This window comes from Thermobacillus sp. (assembly GCF_003390775.1).
Classification (GTDB): domain Bacteria; phylum Bacillota; class Bacilli; order Paenibacillales; family Paenibacillaceae; genus Thermobacillus; species Thermobacillus xylanilyticus.
Genome location: NZ_QEWA01000058.1, coordinates 12,421 through 29,849, shown reverse-complemented (window position 1 = coordinate 29,849; position 17,429 = coordinate 12,421). Strand labels below are relative to the sequence as shown.

The following is a 17,429-nucleotide window of genomic DNA, read 5'->3' as shown; positions in this document are numbered from 1 at the left end:
ACGGATTCCGTATATTACAGCCCTTTGCTGGCGATGTAGGCAGCCAGGTCTACGACGCGGTTCGAGTAACCCCATTCGTTGTCGTACCAGGAGACGACCTTGACCATGTTGCCTTCGACGACCATCGTGGACAGGGCGTCGATGATCGAGGAATGCGGGTTGCCTTTGTAGTCCGACGAAACGAGCGGCTCTTCGGAGTATGCGAGAATGCCTTTCAGCGGACCTTCGGCGGCTTCCTTCAGCGCCTTGTTTACTTCCTCGACCGTGACATTGACCTTCAGTTCGGCGACGAGGTCCGTAACGGATACGTTCGGCGTCGGCACACGCATGGCCATGCCGTTCAGCTTGCCTTTCAGCTCCGGCAGCACGAGCGCAACGGCTTTCGCGGCGCCCGTCGTGGACGGGATGATGTTCTCCGCAGCGGCGCGCGCACGGCGCAGGTCCTTGTGCGGCAGGTCAAGCACTTGCTGGTCGTTCGTGTAGGAGTGAACCGTCGTCATCATGCCTTTGACGATGCCGAACTTCTCGTTCAGCACTTTTGCGAACGGCGCGAGACAGTTCGTCGTGCAGGATGCGTTGGAGATGATCGTGTGCGCCTTCGGATCGTATTTGTCTTCGTTGACGCCCATGACGATCGTGATGTCTTCGTTCGTTGCCGGCGCGGAGATGATGACCTTCTTCGCGCCGCCTTTCAGGTGAGCTTCGGCTTTTTCCTTCGCGGTGAAGATGCCCGTCGACTCGACGACGATTTCAACGCCGTACTCACCCCACGGCAGTGCGCCGGGATCGCGCTCGGAGAAGACCTTGATCTCCTTGCCATTGACGACGATTGCGCCTTCCTTCGCTTCGACTGTTGCGTTCAGCGTGCCATGCGTCGTGTCGTACTTGAGCAGATGCGCCAGCGTCTTCGTGTCCGTCAGGTCGTTGATTGCGACGACTTCCACGTTCGGGTTGTTCAGCGCTGCGCGGAACACGTTGCGTCCGATGCGGCCGAAACCGTTGATGCCTACTTTCACCATGGTTACATCCTCCTTGTAATCTTGCTTATATCGCAAGACGCGGCGCTCGCCCGCGGGCAGCGCCCTGCGTCAGGATAACCTTGCATGCCTTGATTCAGATGCCATTCAGCAGTCTGCCTGCTGCCGTTCCTGCCGGATGATCGCTTCCAGCCGCCGGGCCGCGCCCTCATCCGTCACGAGCACGTCGTCCTGGCCGTACCGCAGCACCGCGGCGATCGCTTCTCCTTTGCTGCTGCCGCCTGCCACGGCGATGACGTGCTCAGCCGTCTCCAGATCATCGAGTCGGAGGCCGACGGTCGACATGCGGTGGATGACGGTTCCGCTCTTGTCGAAGTAGTAGCCGAGCGCTTCCGCCAGCGCGCCTTCCGCGCGCATCGCATCCATCGTCCGCGCATCCACCTTGCGCCGGCGCGCCATGACCATAGCGTCTCCGATCCCGTGTACCACAATACGGGATTTGCGAATCACTTCTACCATTTCCCGCACGTTCGGCTCATGCATGAGCGATTGGTACGCGTCCTCGCTGAGATGGTCCGGCACGTGCAGCAGCCGGTACGCGGCGCCGGTGCGCTTCGCCAGCGTCGAGGCGATCGTGTTCGCCTGGTAGTCCATGCTCTCGCCGAAGCCGCCCCGGGCCGGCACGAACAGCACGCCCTTCAGCGGCTGATCCACCGTGATTGTTTCCGCGAGCGCCGCCAGCGTCGTGCCGCCGGTCACGGCGACCACGTCGCCGCCCTGAAGCGACCGGATCAGCACCCGCCCGGCCGCCCGGCCGAGCTCCCGCTTCGTCTCCCGCACCTCATCCGCATCACCCGGCACAACGATCACTTCCCGGAGCCGGAAATGATCGCGGATCAGCCGTTCGAGCTCCGACAGGCCGGACAGCTCGCTCATGAACGGCGCCAGCGACTCGACCAGCCGCCGGCCGGCGTCTGTGATGCGCATGCCCGCCGCGTTCGCCTCGAGCAGACCCTGCGCTTTCAGGAAATCGGCCTCCGCCCGGAGCGTTCGCTCCGTCATGGACAAGGCAGCCGCCAGTGCGCGGCGGCCGATGGACTCCGACTTCATCACCTGACTCAGAATGACATAGCGCTTCGCCATGACTTCAAGCAGATCCGGAACAAGGCGCTGCTGCAACTCAATCCACTCGCGCATCGCGCACCTCACTCCATCCAGTTGGACGCATTTTATCCCGGATGAACGTTCTAAGTCCCACTTTCATTGTAACCAACTTTTTCACGATGCGCAAGAGCGATCGGCATCTACGGTCGACGGTTTTGCCAACGATCATTATTAACGGCACCTCGTGCCGTTAATGCGTGCTCAATCCCGGTCCGGCAGCCGATTAACGGCATTTCGTGCCGTTAATAGCCGCTTTGCCCCTCCTTGCCGGGTCAACGACCGTCTTTAACGGCATCTCGTGCCGTTAATTCGAACCTGCACCCGATCCGGCGGCCAATTAACGGTGTTTTGTGCCGTTAGCGCGGCACGAACCCCCGCTTCAGCATGTCCGCCAGTCCGCTAACGGAACCACATTCCGTTAGCGCCACCGCCGACACGCCACCAACCCACCTCTAACGGAACCTCGTTCCGCTAATCCGCCCAGCCGGATCGCCGCAATTCCGCCGATGCCCCGCCGCAACCCCGCCGTTTTCCCCGCTAATCCCTCCGCATTTCCAGCCGTTACCCGCAACTTTTTTTTGCCGCGCACTTGCTTTTTCATCCCGTGTATCCTATAATGATTTTCGCTGTTATCGTTGACATCATGCGCCCGTGGTCCAATGGATATGACGCAGGCCTCCGGAGCCTGAGATCTAGGTTCGATTCCTGGCGGGCGCGCCATACAACGCAGCAAGCGGCTTTCACCATTCGGGCAGAGCCGCTTTTTTGCACCACTTTTTTGACCTTTTTTGACTTTTGTCGAGAGATCGAGTATCATAAGGGCAGAAGGAGGATTCCGACATGGACATGAATTTCGTTCCGATGGTGATCGAGCAGACCAACCGCGGCGAGCGCGCCTACGACATTTACTCCCGCCTGCTCAAGGACCGCATCATCTTCCTCGGCACCGGCATCAACGATGTCGTCGCCAATTCGGTGATCGCCCAGATGCTGTTCCTGGCCGCCGACGATCCGGAGAAGGACATCCATCTGTACATCAACAGCCCGGGCGGTTCCATCACGGCCGGCATGGCGATCTACGACACGATGCAGTACATCAAGCCGGACGTCTCGACGATCTGCGTCGGCATGGCGGCTTCGATGGGCGCGTTCCTGCTGGCTGCGGGCGCTCCGGGCAAGCGTTACGCCCTGCCGAACAGCGAAGTGATGATTCACCAGCCGCTCGGCGGAGCCGAAGGACAAGCCAGCGACATCGAAATCCGTGCCCGCCGGATTCTGAAGATGCGCGACAAGCTGAACAAGATTCTCTCCGAGCGGACCGGCCAGCCGCTGGAGCGGATCGAAAAAGATACGGACCGCGACTACTTCATGAGCGCTGAAGAAGCGAAGAACTACGGCCTTGTGGACAAAGTCATCGAGCGTGTATAATCCGCGCATTGCTTTAATTACAAAAACATCCGCCCGGACGGCGGATGTTTTTGTCTTAATATCACAAATCCTTACATTTGTCAACCACAATTTGCATGTGTGAATGGCAAACCACTCCAAACGAAAACCGTGTTATGATAAAGACACAGCAAGTTCCAAATTCCTACAAATGAAGGCGAGTTCTGAGAAATTTGGATGGAGTGATCAACGTGGCAGCCACGCGATCGACGCACACCACTCTGCCTGACGGCGAATATCCCATAGTGCACGACAAGATGATCCTGCTTCGGCCGCTCACGGACGAGCATCTGCTCGAAGTGTACCACGAAGCTGTCGCGATGGGATTGTCTGCCGAATTCATTCAATTGATCGAAGAAGCGATTCGTTCGCGCAATCTGGACCCGAAAACCTCTCTCTGATCTGGCTGCCGATCCGGCAGTTTTTGTCTTTATTGGGCCGGTCGGCGGTTGCGCCGTCCGGCTTGCTTCTTTCGACACCCCGTTAACAAGGCAAAGGGACGGATCCGCCGGGATCCGCCCCTTTTGTCCTTTCAAGCCCCGTTACTGGTTTTCCAGCTCTTCCTTGCTGACCAGTTGGACTAAAGCGTTTACAGCCTGTTCTGCGTCGGAACCGTCCGCACTGATGGTAACCTCCGTGCCCGAACTGATCGCGAGGCTCATGATGCCCATGATGGACTTCGCGTTTACTTTTTTGTCGTCCTTCTCCACGAAGATTTCAGCTGAGAATTTGTTCGCTTCCTGTACGAAAAGCGCAGCCGGCCGTGCGTGAAGGCCCGTCTTCAGACGAACGACCACCGGTTGCTTGATCATGCACTTTTTCCCCCTGTCCAGAAATTATCGGCCCGATGCTCGGCTCGCTCCTCACAAGCGCACCTTCCCGTGCCTGCGGAGGCCCATAGATCATGCAAGTATTATAACATTATTGGGCGCGGCAGACTAGGTTTGCGCCGTCAGAGCGTGCCGTTCCGGATTTTTTCGGCCAATTCGTCGATTTTCCGCAGCCGGTGATTGACCCCCGACTTGCTGACATTGCCCTTCAGCAGGTCGCCCACTTCCTTCAGGTTGATGTCCGGATGGGCAAGCCGCACTTCCGCCACTTCGCGCAGCTTCTCGGGCAGATTTTCGAGGCCGATCACCTTCTGCAGCAGCTTGATGTTTTCGATCTGGCGGACCGCCGCGCCGATCGTCTTGTTCAGATTGGCCGTCTCGCAGTTGACGATCCGGTTCACCGAATTGCGCATGTCGCGCATGATCCGCACGTCCTCAAACTTGAAGAGCGCCTGGTGCGCGCCGATGATGCCCAGGAGCTCGATGATCTTCTCCCCTTCTTTGATGTAGAAAATAAAACCCTTCTTCCGTTCGATGCAGCGCGCGTTGAGCCGATATTTGTTCGCCAGTTCCACCAGCGCCCGGCAATGCTCCTCGTACTGTGTCGCGATCTCCAGGTGATAGGACGAACCTTCCGGGTCGTTGACGGATCCCCCGGCCAGAAACGCGCCGCGCAGGTAGGAGCGCTTGCAGCATGCCTTGCGCACGATGTTCTTGTCGATTCCCTGGCGGAACACGAACCCTTCCGACACGATGGCGAGCTTGGACAGAATTTCCTCCACCATCGTCGGAACGCGGACGATGTATACGTTGTTCTTTTTCAGCCGCATTTTCTTCCGCACCAGCAGCTCGGCCTGAATACCGAACCGGCGCTTGAGCAGGGTGAAAATGCGCCGCGCGATCGCCGCGTTCTCCGTCGAGACATCCAGCACAACCTTCCGATTCGACACCTGCACCGTACCGTTCATCCGGATGAGAGCCGAGAGCTCCGCCAGTTCGCAGCAAGGCGCAGATTCGATCATCGTCAGTTCTTTCTTGGTCTGGGCCGCGAAAGACATCCGCATCACCTCTTCCCGGATATCCAATCTTGAACCAGCCGCTCGATGTGATGGCTGAGCCTCGCGGCGTCGTGCCGCAGATAGGTCTGCACCTTGATCAGCCGATCCGCGATGACGCGGATGCCCCGCCGCCGCAGCTCCTCTTCGTCGCAGACGACGACCGAGGCGCCTTCCTCCGCATACTTGGACAGCACATCCGGCGGAATCTCGCCGTTGTTCACGATGACCCCGTGGAAGAGCGGCGCGCCGACATGCGCCTCAATGGCGTCGAGATGGTCGCTCACCGTGTAACCGTCCGTCTCGCCCGGCTGGGTCATGACGTTGCAAATGAACAATTTCATGGCATCGGAAGCGACGATGGCTTCCGCAAGTCCCTTCACGAGCAGATTCGGCATGATGCTCGTATACAGGCTTCCCGGGCCGATCAGGATGCAATCCGCCTCGCGGATCGCCTCCACCGCCTCCGGTAGCGGCTCGACCCCGGGCGGTTCAATCATAACGCGGCGGATTCTGCCGCGGGCTTTCGGAATCTGCGATTCGCCGACGACGATGCTGCCGTCTTCCATGACCGCCTTCAGCACGGTGCCCTGCGCGGCGGCGGGCAGCACCCGGCCGCGCACGGCGAGCACCTGGCTCAGCTCGCGCACGCCTGTGACGAAATCGCCGGCGATATCGGTCATCGCCGCCAACATCAGGTTGCCCAAGCTGTGGCCGGCCAATCCGCTGCCGGCGGGAAAACGGTAGCGGAGCAGCCGCGAGAGCAGCGGCTCCACATTCGCGAGCGCCATCAGCACATTGCGGATGTCACCCGGCGGCGGAATCTGCAGCTCCTGGCGCAGGACGCCGGAACTGCCTCCGTCATCGGCAACCGTGACGATGGCCGTCAGATCGAGCGGCTTCTCCTTCAAGCCGCGCAGCATGACGGACAGCCCGGTGCCGCCGCCGATGACGACGACTTTCGGCAAAGGGGGCGACACGGACGGGGTGCGGGACTTCATGTCTTCACCCCGTCAGCGCCGGTCGCGCTCGGCGTCCCGGTGGCCGACACGCACCGTCTCCGTCTCGCTGTTGCCCAGCGTGCGGGCGAGGTACTCGGCGATTGCGACGGATCGATGCTTGCCCCCGGTGCAGCCGATGCCGACGACGAGCTGGCTTTTGCCTTCTTTCTTGTACATCGGAATCAGATATTGCAGCATGTCGACCAGTTTCGACAAGAACGTCTGCGTCTCCGGCCATTTCATGACATATTCGTACACTTCCGGATCCTTCCCGGTGTTCGGTCGCAGATGCTCGACATAATGCGGATTCGGAAGGAACCGGCAGTCGAAGATCAGATCCGCGTCAATCGGAATCCCGTATTTGTAGCCGAACGACGTCAGGTTCACGACGAACGTTTCCCGGTTCGCTTCGGAGAACCGGTCGGCGATGAGCGCCTTGAGCTGCGCCGGCTTCAGGTTGCTCGTATCGATCACATGGGTTGCGATCCCTTTCAGGTCCTCCAGCAGCCGGCGCTCCAGCCGGATGCCTTCAAGCGGCACCCCGCCGTCGGCAAGCGGATGCCGGCGCCGGCTCTCCTTGTACCGCTGGACGAGCACGCTGTCCGTCGCGTCAAGGAACAGAATCTCGATGCCGATCGTGAAATGTTCCTTCGTGTAGGCCAGCGATTCGGACAGCGCGGTGAAGAACTCCCGGCCGCGCAGATCGATGACGAGCGCCACCTTGCCGATCTTGCCGCTGGACGACTCGATCAGCTCGGCGAACTTCGGGATGAGCACGGGCGGCAGATTGTCGACGCAGAAGAAGCCCAGATCCTCGAAGCTCTGGACCGCGATCGTCTTGCCCGCGCCCGACATGCCCGTAATGATAATCAGTTTTGGGACTGCCGTTCCGCCGGTCATGGCGGCATCCCCTCCCCCGAATCAAGTAAAACGGCCCGCGCCATCCTTCTTCCGGGAAGGCGCATCCGCTTTGCGTCGAAACTTCCCAATGCTTATCTTATAGCGTATGACCGGCCCGGGCGCCCCATCACCGCAGGCGAATGGCGGCCGGGAATAACGAACAGGCCGGTCGCAACCGGCCTGCACGTTCGTCAAGAACGCAGAATGAGCCCTGCTGCGCCGACGACCCCCGCGTTGTTGCCGAGTTCGGCCGGCACGATTTCCACGCCCTTCGAAGCAGCTTCCAGAGCATGCTTGAAATACGCTTCGCGGATTTGCTCGAACAGATACTCGCCCGCTTTGGCAACACCGCCGCCGATGATGAACCGCTGCGGATTGACGACGACCGACACCAGGGCCATCGACTTGCCGAGATAGTGCGCCGCGCGCTGCACGATGCGCGCCGCCGTCTCATTGCCGGCTTTCGCCGCGTCGAAGACGTCCTTCGCCGTAATCGTCTCCAGACCGGCCAGCGGTGCCAGGTCACCCCGTGCCACCGCGTCCTTGGCCATCCGGATGATGCCCGTAGCGGACGATACCGTCTCCAGGCAGCCTTTCTTGCCGCAGCCGCATTGAATGGCTTCCAGATCGGGCACAATGGCGATATGCCCGAGCTCGCCGGCCATCGCGTTGAAGCCGACGACGATGCGGCCGCCGATGATGATGCCGCCGCCGACACCCGTGCCGAGCGTGTACATCACGCAATCGGACACGCCGCGTCCGGCGCCGCCCCACGCTTCGCCGAGCGCCGCCACGTTGGCATCATTGTTGATCAGCACCGGCTTGCCGAGCTGTTCGGAGAGATAGCTCTTCAGCGGCGCATTCCGCAAAACAAGGTTGGGCGAGGTGAGCAGAACGCCGTTCTGAATGTCCAGGAATCCCGGTACGCCGAGGCCGACGCCTTCGACGTCGTCCCAGGAAGCGGACATCTGCTCAACAACGGTACGGGCATATTGGGCCATATTGGCCATTACCCGGTCGCTGCCTTTCTCATTCTCGGTCGGTCCTTCGAAGGTATGCAGCAGTTTGCCGTCTTCGCTGCATACGCCCGCTTTAATCGCTGTACCGCCGACATCCAGGCCGACGTAAAGCTTACCCGACATGACAAGGCCACCTCAATCACTGTGTTAACTGCTCTTTTCCCACTATAAGCGAACGGTATGTCGAGGTCAAGAATGCGGGCGGTCCATGGGACATGCGGCACAAGTCCGTCCGCGGACAAGCATGAGGAAGTGTATTGAAGAATTAATTTCCTTTAATCACTAGCGTTGCACTAAAGCTGCCATTGGATTCCTTATAAAGGAGGTTCTATACCAACAAAGAGAGCAAAATATTTACATTTGCATTTCCTGGTCCAGCGCCAAAAGGCGAATGACGCCATAAACGTAGAGCATGTTACCAGGAAATGCAAATCTCGGTTGTGCTATTTCACAATCAGTCGTGCCGGTTTTAGCTTCAGCGGATGCTTGCGTGGTCGGCCTCGCTTGCCTTTCTTCACGCGCCCTCTGCTGGTGCGACTCGGCTGACGATTCAACGCCTGCAGAAACGCTTCTCAACTCAGGCTCATGTAAAGCCTGAGCAACCGGAGTACTTGCCATGGTGTACGCGTTGTTCCGGTCATGTGTTTGACGATGAGCACCAGCGCGTAGGCCGTCAGGGCAAGGTAGATCTGCGTCCAGACCGCTTCCGGATCATAGCTGTACAGTTTCACCAGCTTCAGATGGCCTTTGATCCACTTGAAGAACAGCTCGATCATCCAGCGGTGTACGTCTTGCCCTGGTCATTGGTGAATTCCACCAGGCGAAGGTCCGCTGTTTTCACCTCGTGGTTCCATCGGAACGCCATGCGGACATCCGCATCGCGCAGCACCTTCGCCCCTTCCGGAACCGGCCGTTCGCGCAGGATCTCCACCCTGTTGCGCTGCTGGATGCGCGCCACAAACCGCTTGTTTTGCTCGGTCCAGCGCGCGAAGTTGCCGTACACGATATACCCGCGGTCCATCACATGGATGGCATCATCGTCCGCCACCAGATCCATCACGACTTCGGAGTCGGCTACATCCGCCGTGGAAGCGATGATTCGCTCCGGGTAAACCGTGTCGGGATCGGTGACGATGAGCCGGGTATGCATCTTCACCGCATTTTTGTGTTTCGAGCAGTACGCCCAGCGGCCGACAATTTCCGGCAGAGCGAGCTCCGTGGAATCGATGATGCGCAGTCGGCCGAGTCCCGGGATGCCCTTGCCGTCTCGGGTGAGCTCTTGCAGTTTGCAAACGGCATTTAGAAACAACTGCTGGCAGTAGATGTACGGCAAGGTCCGCAGCTTGCGGGAGATTTGGGACTCGCTGATCGACGGAAGCCCGAGGTACTCTTGAAGCACGCTTGAGGAACGCAGAGATGTTCGGTGATGACCGCATAGCTGCTGTGTTGCTTCAACTGAGCTTCGATCATCAATTTCACGAAAATTGCGACCGTGAGCTTCTGCGTGCGAAAATCCAAGAAATCATGGCGTTTGCTATCGATGTCGAGCAAATCGAGACATATACAAATCACCTGGTCGCTTGGTATGTTACCCATGCGTTTGACTCCTTTGTTGTGGAGTAGGGTAACATGCCTACATCTCAACAATAGGAGTTTTTTATGCCTTGAGCAGGTGAAATGCATCGTTATCTTGCAGAAATAGGAATTTATTCAACCTAACTTTCTTGATGTGAAGTTTGATGCAACGCTAGTGTCCTGTTCAGACAAGATTCGGCAGCCTGTGCAAAATAAGCGCAGGATCTTCGCCAACCTCCCCGCTCGCTCGATCCCCGCGTCGCACCGACACTCCACACTCGCGCCAATGCCACGCCAAAAGCCGCCGACGGCTGGTTGCTCCTTCCGTCAGCGGCAATTCGCGGACAACGCTCATTTCTTATTATTAATGGATTACAACGTCTTGCTCCAATCGTGCACGGCGCTGCCTTCGAGGAAACGTTCGCACTCGAGCGCCGCCATGCAGCCGCTGCCCGCTGCCGTGATGGCCTGGCGGTACTTCTTGTCCTGCACGTCGCCGCAGGCGAACACGCCCGGCACGTTCGTCTCGGTCGTTCCCGGCTTCACGATGATGTAGCCCTGCTCGTCGGTCTCGATCTGGCCGTCCAGGAACTTCGTGTTCGGCGTATGGCCAATCGCGACGAAAATGCCTTCCGCCTCGATCAGCTCTTCTTCGCCCGTCTCGTTGTTGCGCACCTTCAGCCCGGTGACGCCGAGCGGACCGGCTACCACCTCAAGCGGCGTCCGGTTCAGATGCCAGCTGATCTTCTCGTTCGCCCGCGCGCGGTCCTGCATGATCTTCGACGCGCGCAGCTCGTTCCGGCGGTGCACCAGCTTCACTTCCGTCGCGAAACGCGTCAGGAAGTTCGCTTCTTCCATCGCCGAGTCGCCGCCGCCGACCACGACGATTTTCTTGCCGCGGAAGAAGAACCCGTCGCAAGTCGCGCACGTGCTGACGCCGCGACCGACGTTGTCCTTCTCGCCCGGAATGCCGAGATATTTCGCGGAAGCCCCGGTCGAGATGATCAGCGTCTCCGCCTGCAGCGGTTCCGCCATGCCCTCGACTTCGAGCGTGAACGGCCGCTTCGACAGATCGACGCGGTTCACCCAGCCCGTCTTGAACACGGCGCCGAACCGCTCGGCCTGCTTGCGCATGTTCGCCATCAGTTCAGGGCCCATGATGCCGTCCGGGAACCCCGGGAAGTTCTCGACTTCCGTCGTCGTCGTCAGCTGCCCGCCCGGTTCCGGCCCTTCGATGACGAGCGGGTTCAAGTTCGCCCGCGCCAGATAGATCGCCGCCGTCAGGCCCGCCGGCCCCGTGCCGATAATGATCGATCGATATACCGTCATTCTGGTCTCCCTCCTGCTTCCCGGCATGGCCGGCGAATTCGCGATCCGCACGCCGCCTGCCGTTAATCTGCCCGCTCAAATCCTGTCTATCCTTCCAACGACGATGACGCCCGATAAAAAACCGTTCCCGAGCACCCGCGCTAATCGCCCTCGACCTCGCCCTGCATGTGCGCCGCCTTCATCCTGTCCCGGATGCCGCACACCTCGTCAATCCGGCGAACATGCTTGCATACGGTCGCCGCCGACACGCCGTAGCGCATCGCCGCCTCCTCGAAGGTGATCCCCTTGCGGTGCATTTTCGCCGTCAGATACTCGAGCGCCGCCGCCCACCCTTCCGCCTTGCGGATAACCGGCGTCTCGGGATACAGCCGCTGCAGAAACTCCGCCCACAGCGTCAGCAGATCGTGCTGCTGCACCGCGTCAAAGCGGTTCTGCATGCGCTGCATCGCCGCCTCGATGACCGCCTGCCACCGCGCGTTCGCGGCGGGCATCCGGATCGGCATCCGGTTCGCTTCGACGATCACCTGCTCTCCGCCCAGCACCGCCTCGATCGGCCCGGTGTCCCCGATGCCGCGCAGAACGAAGATTGCGACGCGCTTGAGCATGTCGTCTTCCTCGGGCTGCCTCAAGAATTCGCGCAGCGCCTCCTTCACCTCGTCGTCCCCGACGAGGCTGAACGCCTGGATGACCTGCAACTTCATCCTGCGGTCGCCGTGGCGCAGCGCCCAGAAGAACGACGAACGGACGAGCGGATCCCGCTTCATCCGTTCGGGCAGCTCGTCGCCCGAGCCTTCCCAGCGCCGGAGCTGCTCCTCGAACGGCAGATGATAGTGATAGCTGGACGGCGGAGACATCCTGCCGGATTTCAGATCGTCCAGATGCTGCAAATAATAGTCGGCCACGCCCGCCTCCGGATCGAGCTGCGCCGCCTCCTTCCACAGCCGTCCGGCTTCCTCCAGGCGGCCGATGTTGCTGGCCGCGACGGCCGTGTAGTGGAGAAGGTACGGATCCCGATGGCCGGGCATCTCGCGGATCAGCCGCCGGAAATGGCCGTACGCCGCCTCATGCTCCCCGAGAATGCCCATCGTCGTCGCCAGCTTGAACGCCAGCTCCGGCTGCATCGGCACTATCTTGCGCAGCGCCCCGACGATCGCCAGCGCTTCCTCCCGGCCGCCGCCCTGCATGCGGAAGATCGCGAGATTGCACAGCGCGTGCAGATTGCCCTGGTCCGTCTTCAGCACTTCCCGGACGGTGTCCGCCGCCTGGTCGAACAGGCCCATGTAATAATAGGCGAGCGCCAGGTTGTTGCGCGCCGCCAGAAACTCGGGCTGCTCCTCGATGATCGTCTTCAGCAGCTTGACCGCCTCGACGAACTTCCCTTCCTCGAGCAGCTGCCGGGCGCGCTCATGGTCGTGCAGCCGGCCGCGCGCCTTCACGACCGGCTGCTTCAGCGGCCGGTCCAGCTCGTAGTGAAGCAGATCCATCATCTCTTCCGCTTCCTCGAGGAACTGGCCGTCCGTATCTTCCTCCAGATATTGGACGAGAGCTTCCTCCGCCGCCTCGTACATTTCCATGTTGGCGTAGTTGTTCGCCATGTAGAACCAGCATTCCGTCATCGACGGGTCGAGTTCGTCCAGCACCTTTCGCAGGATGTTGTTCGATTCCTCGTAGTTGCCCATCTCGGACAGAATGCCCGCCATATTGCAATGATTCACCGGATTGTCCGGCTCGTATTCGACTGCCTTGCGAAAATAGCGAAGTGCCTTGTCGTAGCGGCAGCGGTCCAGCGACCGGACCGCACGTTCGTAAAAGAAGGCAGCGTCCAGCTGGATCGGAATGATTTTCGCGCGGGGCGCCGCTTTGTTCTTCTTGCGCATACGATCAGGCACCTCCCGTGCTTCGATTTTTTTGCATCGATTATATCACAGTGCGCCGAAGATCACACAAGCAAAAACGGCTGGCGCCGTCCTTCCGGAAGGCGCGTCCGTTTTGCGGTGAAAGATAAGCCGATGATAAGCGTGAAACTTATACATTCTTATCTTTCGGGATCTAGACGCCCGCATTTTTGAAGAGCGTGCTGATCGAACCGCCCTGGATGATGATTCGGGTCGCTTCCGCCAGCATCGGCGCGACGCTGATGACGCGGAACCGGTCCTCCGACAGATCCGGCTGGAAAATGGAGTCCGTCACGATCACTTCGCGGATGTTCGGATGGCCGAGCTTCTCGATGGCCGGATTCGAGAACAGCGGATGCGTCGCGCAGACGATCGCGTCTTCCGCCCCGCGTTCCTTCAGACTCTCCACGACGTTGATGATCGTCGAGCCGGTGTCGATCAGGTCCTCTATGATGATCGGCGTCTGTCCCTCGACGTCGCCGATGACATGCGTAATGACGGATTCGTTGTGCTTCGGCCGTTTCTTGATCATGATGGCGAAAGGCGCGTGCAGGTAGTTTGCCAGCTTCTCCGCCGTCGACGCCCGTCCGGCATCCGGCGAAACGACGACCGGATTGCGGATGTTCTTCGATTTCAGATAGTCGCTGATCAGGTCAAGTGCGGTCAGATGGTCCACCGGAATGTTGAAGAATCCCTGGATCGCCGGAGCGTGCAGATCGAGCGTAATGATCCGGTCTGCGCCCACCGTCGTCAGCACGTCCGCCACCATCTTCGCCGAGATCGGCTCCCGCGGCGCCGATTTGCGTTCCTGCCGCGCGTATCCGTAATACGGGATCATAATGTTGATCGTCCGCGCGGACGCCCGCTTCGCCGCGTCGATCATGACGAGCAATTCGACAAAATGCTCGTTGATCGGATGCGAGAACGACTGGACGAGGAAGACGTCGCAGTTGCGGACCGACTCCTCGTAGTGAACGTAGACTTCGCCGCTCTTGAAGCGCGAAATCTTGATTCTGCCCAGGGTGCAGCCGAGCTCCGCGCATATGCGCTCCGCCAGCAGTTGGTTCGACGACCCCGAGAAAATACGCACCTTATCGCTGAACATGACACCCTCCTGAAATTTTGCGAATCCGTTTCGAGCCGCATGCCAACTTCATTATACATCGGCGACGGCCTTTTTCAAAAATCGACGAGAATCCGCCTGCGTCCTTCGAACGTCGCAAGCTGCGCGTACCCCGCATCCTTCAGCGCCGCCCTCGCCTCGTCGAGATACTGCCCCAGCCGCTCCGGCTGATGCGCGTCCGAACCGAGCGTGACCGGAATGCCGAGCTCGCGCGCCTTTGCCAGCATCCGCCGCGACGGGAACATCTCCGCGCACGGCATCCGGAGCCCCGAGGCGTTCAGCTCGATCGCGACGCCCGCTTTCGCCGCCGCCGCAAGCGCCATGTCCTCCAGATGCGTCACATCGCCGCCCGGCTGCACGCCGAACCGCTTGATGACGTCGATGTGGCCGATCACGTCGTAGAAGCCGGTCGCCGCCGCCTTGCACACCGCGTCGTAATACTGCTCGTACACGGCCATCGGATCGCGGCTTTTCCAACCGTCCGTCTGCCGGTAGTCCGTGATGTCCCATTCGCCGAGAAAATGCACCGAACCGATGACATAATCCCACGGGTATCCCCGGACGATCCGCTCGATTTCTTCCTCGTACCCTTCGATGTAGTCGCCTTCGAGCCCGACGCGGACTTCGATGACACCCTTGTACTTCTCCTTCAGCGCGAACGCTTCTTCCACATAGCGCGGCAGCTCGTCCATCGGCATCGCCATCCCGGGATAATAGGATGCCGGATCGACATGGATGAGCGGCATATGGTCGGACAGGCCGATGTGATCGAGCCCGATCCCGATGCCCCGCTTCACATAATCCTCGAGCGAGCCCTCGGCGTGTCCGCACCGCGCATGGTGGGTATGATAGTCGATCTTCATCGCATTTTATTCGTCGTCGGCTTGCCTTCGCGGCTCGCAAGTTCCGCCATGACGTCATCCAGCGGCAGCCCGCGCTCCCGCAGCAGCACCATCATGTGGAAAATGAGATCCGCCGTCTCGTACCGCAGCTCGTCGTTGTCCCGGTTTTTCGCCGCGATGATCACTTCCGCCGTTTCCTCGCCGACTTTTTTCAGAATCTTGTCGATGCCCTTCTCAAAAAGATACGTCGTATAGGTGCCTTCCGGCCGCTCCGCGTAACGATTCGCGACGACCCTCTCCAGCTCCCCGATCATCCGGAACCGGTCCGCCGACGGCTCTCGTTCGGCGTTCCCGTCCGGCTTGATCTCGTGGTGGAAACAGGTGTACCGGCCCGTGTGGCAAGCCGGTCCGATCTGTTCCACCTGGACGAGCAGCGCGTCGCCGTCGCAATCGTAAGCGATCGACCGGACCTTCTGCTTGTGTCCGCTGGTCGCGCCCTTGTTCCACAGCTCCCCGCGGGAGCGGCTCCAGAACCACGTCTCCCCCGTTTCCAGCGTCTTCGCCAGCGACTCGCGGTTCATGTACGCGAGCATGAGCACTTCCTTGCTGACCGCATCCTGAACGACGGCCGGCACGAGCCCGTCATCGTTCCAGCGGATGGCCTCTGGCGACAACGAACCTGATCCGCTCATCGCACTTCCACTCCCTTGCGGCGCAGATCTTCCTTGACCTCGCCGATCGTCATTTCCTTGTAATGGAACACCGAAGCCGCCAGCCCGGCGTCCGCCAACCCTTCCGCGAACACCTCGTGGAAATGCTCGACCTTGCCGGCGCCGCCCGACGCGATGACCGGAATCGACACCCGCTCGGACACGGCCCGCGTCAGCGCGATGTCGAAGCCGTCCTTCGTGCCGTCTTTGTCCATGCTCGTCAGCAGAATTTCGCCGGCGCCGAGCGCTTCGGCCCGCTGCGCCCACTCCAGCGCGCGGATGCCGGTGGCCTTTCGGCCCCCGTGCGTGTAGACTTCCCATTCTCCCCATTCGGGATTGAACTTCGCGTCGATCGCGACGACGATGCACTGCGCGCCGAAGACGCGCGAGCCTTCCGCGATCAGATCGGGATTCAGCACCGCCGCCGTATTGATGCCGATCTTGTCCGCGCCGGCGCGAAGCAGCGTCTTCATGTCGTCGACATGCGCGATCCCGCCGCCGACGGTGAACGGAATCGTAATCTCGGCGGCCGTCCGGCGCACGACATCGACCATCGTCTTCCGCCCTTCGTGGGAAGCGGAGATGTCGAGGAAGACCAGCTCGTCCGCTCCTTCCCGGTCATACGCCGCCGCAAGCTCCACCGGATCGCCGGCGTCGCGCAGATTGACGAAGTTGACGCCTTTCACGACGCGGCCGTCTTTCACATCCAGGCACGGGATGATCCGTTTCGCTAACATGATGGCTCCTTTCCGCATGCCGGCCCGTCCGGATCGCGGTTTTCATCCTCATCCGTCCGGACCGCGCATCGCATTGCACCCTTTCGATCCGCGGTTGCTCACGCGCCCATCCCGGGCGTTCACAGCCCGCCGGGCGATCACAGCCCCCGGGCGTCCACAGTCCGCGGACCGATCACTGTCCCCCAGGCTGTGATCCGCCTCACGACTATTCATTCTGCACTTTCATCGTCAGCGACAGGAAACGGCCCAGCAGCCGCATGCCCAGCTCGCCGCTTTTCTCCGGATGGAACTGCATGCCGTACAGCCCGCCGCGGCCGACGATCGCCGTGACCGGACCGTGGTAGTCCGTCGTCGCCAGCAGATCGCTTTCATTCTCCGGCAGCACATGGTAGGAATGCACGAAATAGACGTGGCCGGCATCAAGCCCATCCGTCAGCGGATTCTCCCGCTCGAACTTCAGCCGGTTCCAGCCCATGTGCGGCACCTTGAACGGCCCCTGGAACCGGACGACGCGGCCGGGCAGCAGCCCGAGCCCTTCATGCCGGCCGTGCTCCTCGCTCTCGCTGAACAGGAGCTGCATGCCGAGGCAGATGCCGAGCATCGACTTCCCCGAGCGGGCGAACGCCTTCGCCGCCTCATCCAGCCCCGTCTCGCGCAGATTGCGCATCGCGTCGCCGAACGCGCCGACACCGGGCAGAATCGCGCCGTCCGCGGCGAGGATTTCACCGGGAGCGCTTGTCACACGCGCCTCGAAGCCGAGCCGTTCGACCGCCTTGCTGACGCTGTGCAGATTGCCCATGCCGTAGTCGATGATCGCGATCATATG

At 60.5% G+C, this 17,429-nt stretch carries 19 protein-coding genes and 1 tRNA gene; 4 read left to right on the top strand and 16 right to left on the bottom strand.

From position 1 onward, the window contains the following. Positions 1-14 precede the first annotated feature (14 nt). Both gap and C6W55_RS16510 read right to left on the bottom strand, forming a co-directional pair. Positions 15-1,019, bottom strand: coding sequence for a type I glyceraldehyde-3-phosphate dehydrogenase (gene gap, locus C6W55_RS16515; RefSeq protein WP_286893907.1), 1,005 nt, complete (start codon positions 1,017-1,019; stop codon positions 15-17). 105 nt (positions 1,020-1,124) lie between these two features. Next, the gene (locus C6W55_RS16510) at positions 1,125-2,174 is read right to left on the bottom strand and encodes a sugar-binding transcriptional regulator (protein ID WP_286893906.1); all 1,050 of its coding nucleotides are present in this window, start codon (positions 2,172-2,174) and stop codon (positions 1,125-1,127) included. A 612-nt stretch (positions 2,175-2,786) separates the two neighbouring features. On the opposite strand from C6W55_RS16510, the gene C6W55_RS16505 reads away from it, so the two are divergent. From C6W55_RS16505 to sda, 3 genes are all read left to right on the top strand, one after another. Beyond that, positions 2,787-2,861 (top strand) — tRNA-Arg (locus tag C6W55_RS16505). A 120-nt stretch (positions 2,862-2,981) separates the two neighbouring features. Next, positions 2,982-3,569 carry an ATP-dependent Clp endopeptidase proteolytic subunit ClpP gene (gene clpP / locus C6W55_RS16500; RefSeq protein ID WP_286893905.1) on the top strand — a complete coding sequence of 196 codons (588 nt, stop codon included), beginning with the start codon at positions 2,982-2,984 and terminating at the stop codon, positions 3,567-3,569. A 209-nt stretch (positions 3,570-3,778) separates the two neighbouring features. After that, positions 3,779-3,988, top strand: a complete 210-nt coding sequence (sda, locus tag C6W55_RS16495) for a sporulation histidine kinase inhibitor Sda (RefSeq protein ID WP_015256256.1) — start codon at positions 3,779-3,781, stop codon at positions 3,986-3,988. Positions 3,989-4,129: 141 nt separating this feature from the next. Here the strand turns inward: sda and C6W55_RS16490 are convergent, their stop codons facing one another. The 7 genes from C6W55_RS16490 to C6W55_RS16460 form a co-directional block, all read right to left on the bottom strand. Continuing rightward, positions 4,130-4,399: an HPr family phosphocarrier protein gene (locus C6W55_RS16490; RefSeq protein WP_015256257.1), complete on the bottom strand. Its 270-nt coding sequence runs from the start codon at positions 4,397-4,399 to the stop codon at positions 4,130-4,132. A 140-nt stretch (positions 4,400-4,539) separates the two neighbouring features. Beyond that, on the bottom strand, positions 4,540-5,475 hold the full coding sequence (gene whiA / locus C6W55_RS16485; protein ID WP_286893903.1) for a DNA-binding protein WhiA: 936 nt from the start codon (positions 5,473-5,475) through the stop codon (positions 4,540-4,542). Positions 5,476-5,480: 5 nt separating this feature from the next. Next, the gene (locus C6W55_RS16480; RefSeq protein ID WP_015256259.1) at positions 5,481-6,473 is read right to left on the bottom strand and encodes a gluconeogenesis factor YvcK family protein; all 993 of its coding nucleotides are present in this window, start codon (positions 6,471-6,473) and stop codon (positions 5,481-5,483) included. 12 nt (positions 6,474-6,485) lie between these two features. Next, a complete protein-coding gene (rapZ, locus tag C6W55_RS16475; protein WP_286893901.1) occupies positions 6,486-7,373 on the bottom strand; it encodes an RNase adapter RapZ in 888 nt (295 codons plus the stop codon). Positions 7,374-7,564: 191 nt separating this feature from the next. Beyond that, positions 7,565-8,515 carry an ROK family glucokinase gene (locus C6W55_RS16470; RefSeq protein ID WP_286893899.1) on the bottom strand — a complete coding sequence of 317 codons (951 nt, stop codon included), beginning with the start codon at positions 8,513-8,515 and terminating at the stop codon, positions 7,565-7,567. A 449-nt stretch (positions 8,516-8,964) separates the two neighbouring features. Beyond that, complete coding sequence (locus C6W55_RS16465; RefSeq protein WP_286893897.1) at positions 8,965-9,168, bottom strand: hypothetical protein; 204 nt, start codon at positions 9,166-9,168, stop codon at positions 8,965-8,967. Beyond that, a complete protein-coding gene (locus C6W55_RS16460) occupies positions 9,165-9,791 on the bottom strand; it encodes a transposase (protein ID WP_286893895.1) in 627 nt (208 codons plus the stop codon). The genes C6W55_RS16465 and C6W55_RS16460 overlap by 4 nt, the downstream gene beginning before the upstream one ends. Positions 9,792-9,808: 17 nt before the next feature. Here C6W55_RS16460 and C6W55_RS16455 point away from each other — a divergent pair, with 17 nt between their 5' ends. Further along, a complete protein-coding gene (locus tag C6W55_RS16455) occupies positions 9,809-10,015 on the top strand; it encodes a hypothetical protein (RefSeq protein ID WP_286893894.1) in 207 nt (68 codons plus the stop codon). Between the two features lie 324 nt (positions 10,016-10,339). Here the strand turns inward: C6W55_RS16455 and trxB are convergent, their stop codons facing one another. From trxB to hisH, 7 genes are all read right to left on the bottom strand, one after another. After that, on the bottom strand, positions 10,340-11,296 hold the full coding sequence (gene trxB, locus C6W55_RS16450; RefSeq protein ID WP_286893893.1) for a thioredoxin-disulfide reductase: 957 nt from the start codon (positions 11,294-11,296) through the stop codon (positions 10,340-10,342). A gap of 140 nt (positions 11,297-11,436) precedes the next feature. After that, the gene (locus C6W55_RS16445; protein ID WP_286893886.1) at positions 11,437-13,173 is read right to left on the bottom strand and encodes a tetratricopeptide repeat protein; all 1,737 of its coding nucleotides are present in this window, start codon (positions 13,171-13,173) and stop codon (positions 11,437-11,439) included. Between the two features lie 172 nt (positions 13,174-13,345). Beyond that, the gene (locus tag C6W55_RS16440) at positions 13,346-14,296 is read right to left on the bottom strand and encodes a ribose-phosphate diphosphokinase (protein WP_286893885.1); all 951 of its coding nucleotides are present in this window, start codon (positions 14,294-14,296) and stop codon (positions 13,346-13,348) included. Between the two features lie 74 nt (positions 14,297-14,370). Then, positions 14,371-15,177, bottom strand: a complete 807-nt coding sequence (gene hisJ / locus C6W55_RS16435) for a histidinol-phosphatase HisJ (RefSeq protein WP_286893884.1) — start codon at positions 15,175-15,177, stop codon at positions 14,371-14,373. Further along, the gene (gene hisIE, locus C6W55_RS16430) at positions 15,174-15,848 is read right to left on the bottom strand and encodes a bifunctional phosphoribosyl-AMP cyclohydrolase/phosphoribosyl-ATP diphosphatase HisIE (protein ID WP_286893883.1); all 675 of its coding nucleotides are present in this window, start codon (positions 15,846-15,848) and stop codon (positions 15,174-15,176) included. Before hisIE ends, hisJ begins: the two co-directional genes overlap by 4 nt. Continuing rightward, on the bottom strand, positions 15,845-16,603 hold the full coding sequence (gene hisF / locus C6W55_RS16425) for an imidazole glycerol phosphate synthase subunit HisF (protein WP_286893882.1): 759 nt from the start codon (positions 16,601-16,603) through the stop codon (positions 15,845-15,847). The genes hisIE and hisF overlap by 4 nt, the downstream gene beginning before the upstream one ends. Positions 16,604-16,808: 205 nt before the next feature. Continuing rightward, a complete protein-coding gene (gene hisH / locus C6W55_RS16420) occupies positions 16,809-17,426 on the bottom strand; it encodes an imidazole glycerol phosphate synthase subunit HisH (RefSeq protein WP_286893881.1) in 618 nt (205 codons plus the stop codon). Positions 17,427-17,429 lie beyond the last annotated feature (3 nt).

What these genes read in the sequence shown, in the direction of transcription:
- C6W55_RS16490 (WP_015256257.1), bottom strand. Translation starts at nt 4,399, where the DNA reads ATGATCAAGCAACCGGTGGTCGTTCGTCTGAAGACGGGCCTTCACGCA.
- trxB (WP_286893893.1), bottom strand. Translation starts at nt 11,296, where the DNA reads ATGACGGTATATCGATCGATCATTATCGGCACGGGGCCGGCGGGCCTG.
- C6W55_RS16470 (WP_286893899.1), bottom strand. Translation starts at nt 8,515, where the DNA reads ATGTCGGGTAAGCTTTACGTCGGCCTGGATGTCGGCGGTACAGCGATT.
- gap (WP_286893907.1), bottom strand. Translation starts at nt 1,019, where the DNA reads ATGGTGAAAGTAGGCATCAACGGTTTCGGCCGCATCGGACGCAACGTG.
- hisF (WP_286893882.1), bottom strand. Translation starts at nt 16,603, where the DNA reads ATGTTAGCGAAACGGATCATCCCGTGCCTGGATGTGAAAGACGGCCGC.
- C6W55_RS16480 (WP_015256259.1), bottom strand. Translation starts at nt 6,473, where the DNA reads ATGAAGTCCCGCACCCCGTCCGTGTCGCCCCCTTTGCCGAAAGTCGTC.
- hisJ (WP_286893884.1), bottom strand. Translation starts at nt 15,177, where the DNA reads ATGAAGATCGACTATCATACCCACCATGCGCGGTGCGGACACGCCGAG.
- hisIE (WP_286893883.1), bottom strand. Translation starts at nt 15,848, where the DNA reads ATGAGCGGATCAGGTTCGTTGTCGCCAGAGGCCATCCGCTGGAACGAT.
- clpP (WP_286893905.1), top strand. Translation starts at nt 2,982, where the DNA reads ATGGACATGAATTTCGTTCCGATGGTGATCGAGCAGACCAACCGCGGC.
- C6W55_RS16465 (WP_286893897.1), bottom strand. Translation starts at nt 9,168, where the DNA reads ATGATCGAGCTGTTCTTCAAGTGGATCAAAGGCCATCTGAAGCTGGTG.
- hisH (WP_286893881.1), bottom strand. Translation starts at nt 17,426, where the DNA reads ATGATCGCGATCATCGACTACGGCATGGGCAATCTGCACAGCGTCAGC.
- whiA (WP_286893903.1), bottom strand. Translation starts at nt 5,475, where the DNA reads ATGTCTTTCGCGGCCCAGACCAAGAAAGAACTGACGATGATCGAATCT.
- C6W55_RS16455 (WP_286893894.1), top strand. Translation starts at nt 9,809, where the DNA reads ATGTTCGGTGATGACCGCATAGCTGCTGTGTTGCTTCAACTGAGCTTC.
- C6W55_RS16445 (WP_286893886.1), bottom strand. Translation starts at nt 13,173, where the DNA reads ATGCGCAAGAAGAACAAAGCGGCGCCCCGCGCGAAAATCATTCCGATC.
- C6W55_RS16440 (WP_286893885.1), bottom strand. Translation starts at nt 14,296, where the DNA reads ATGTTCAGCGATAAGGTGCGTATTTTCTCGGGGTCGTCGAACCAACTG.
- rapZ (WP_286893901.1), bottom strand. Translation starts at nt 7,373, where the DNA reads ATGACCGGCGGAACGGCAGTCCCAAAACTGATTATCATTACGGGCATG.
- C6W55_RS16510 (WP_286893906.1), bottom strand. Translation starts at nt 2,174, where the DNA reads ATGCGCGAGTGGATTGAGTTGCAGCAGCGCCTTGTTCCGGATCTGCTT.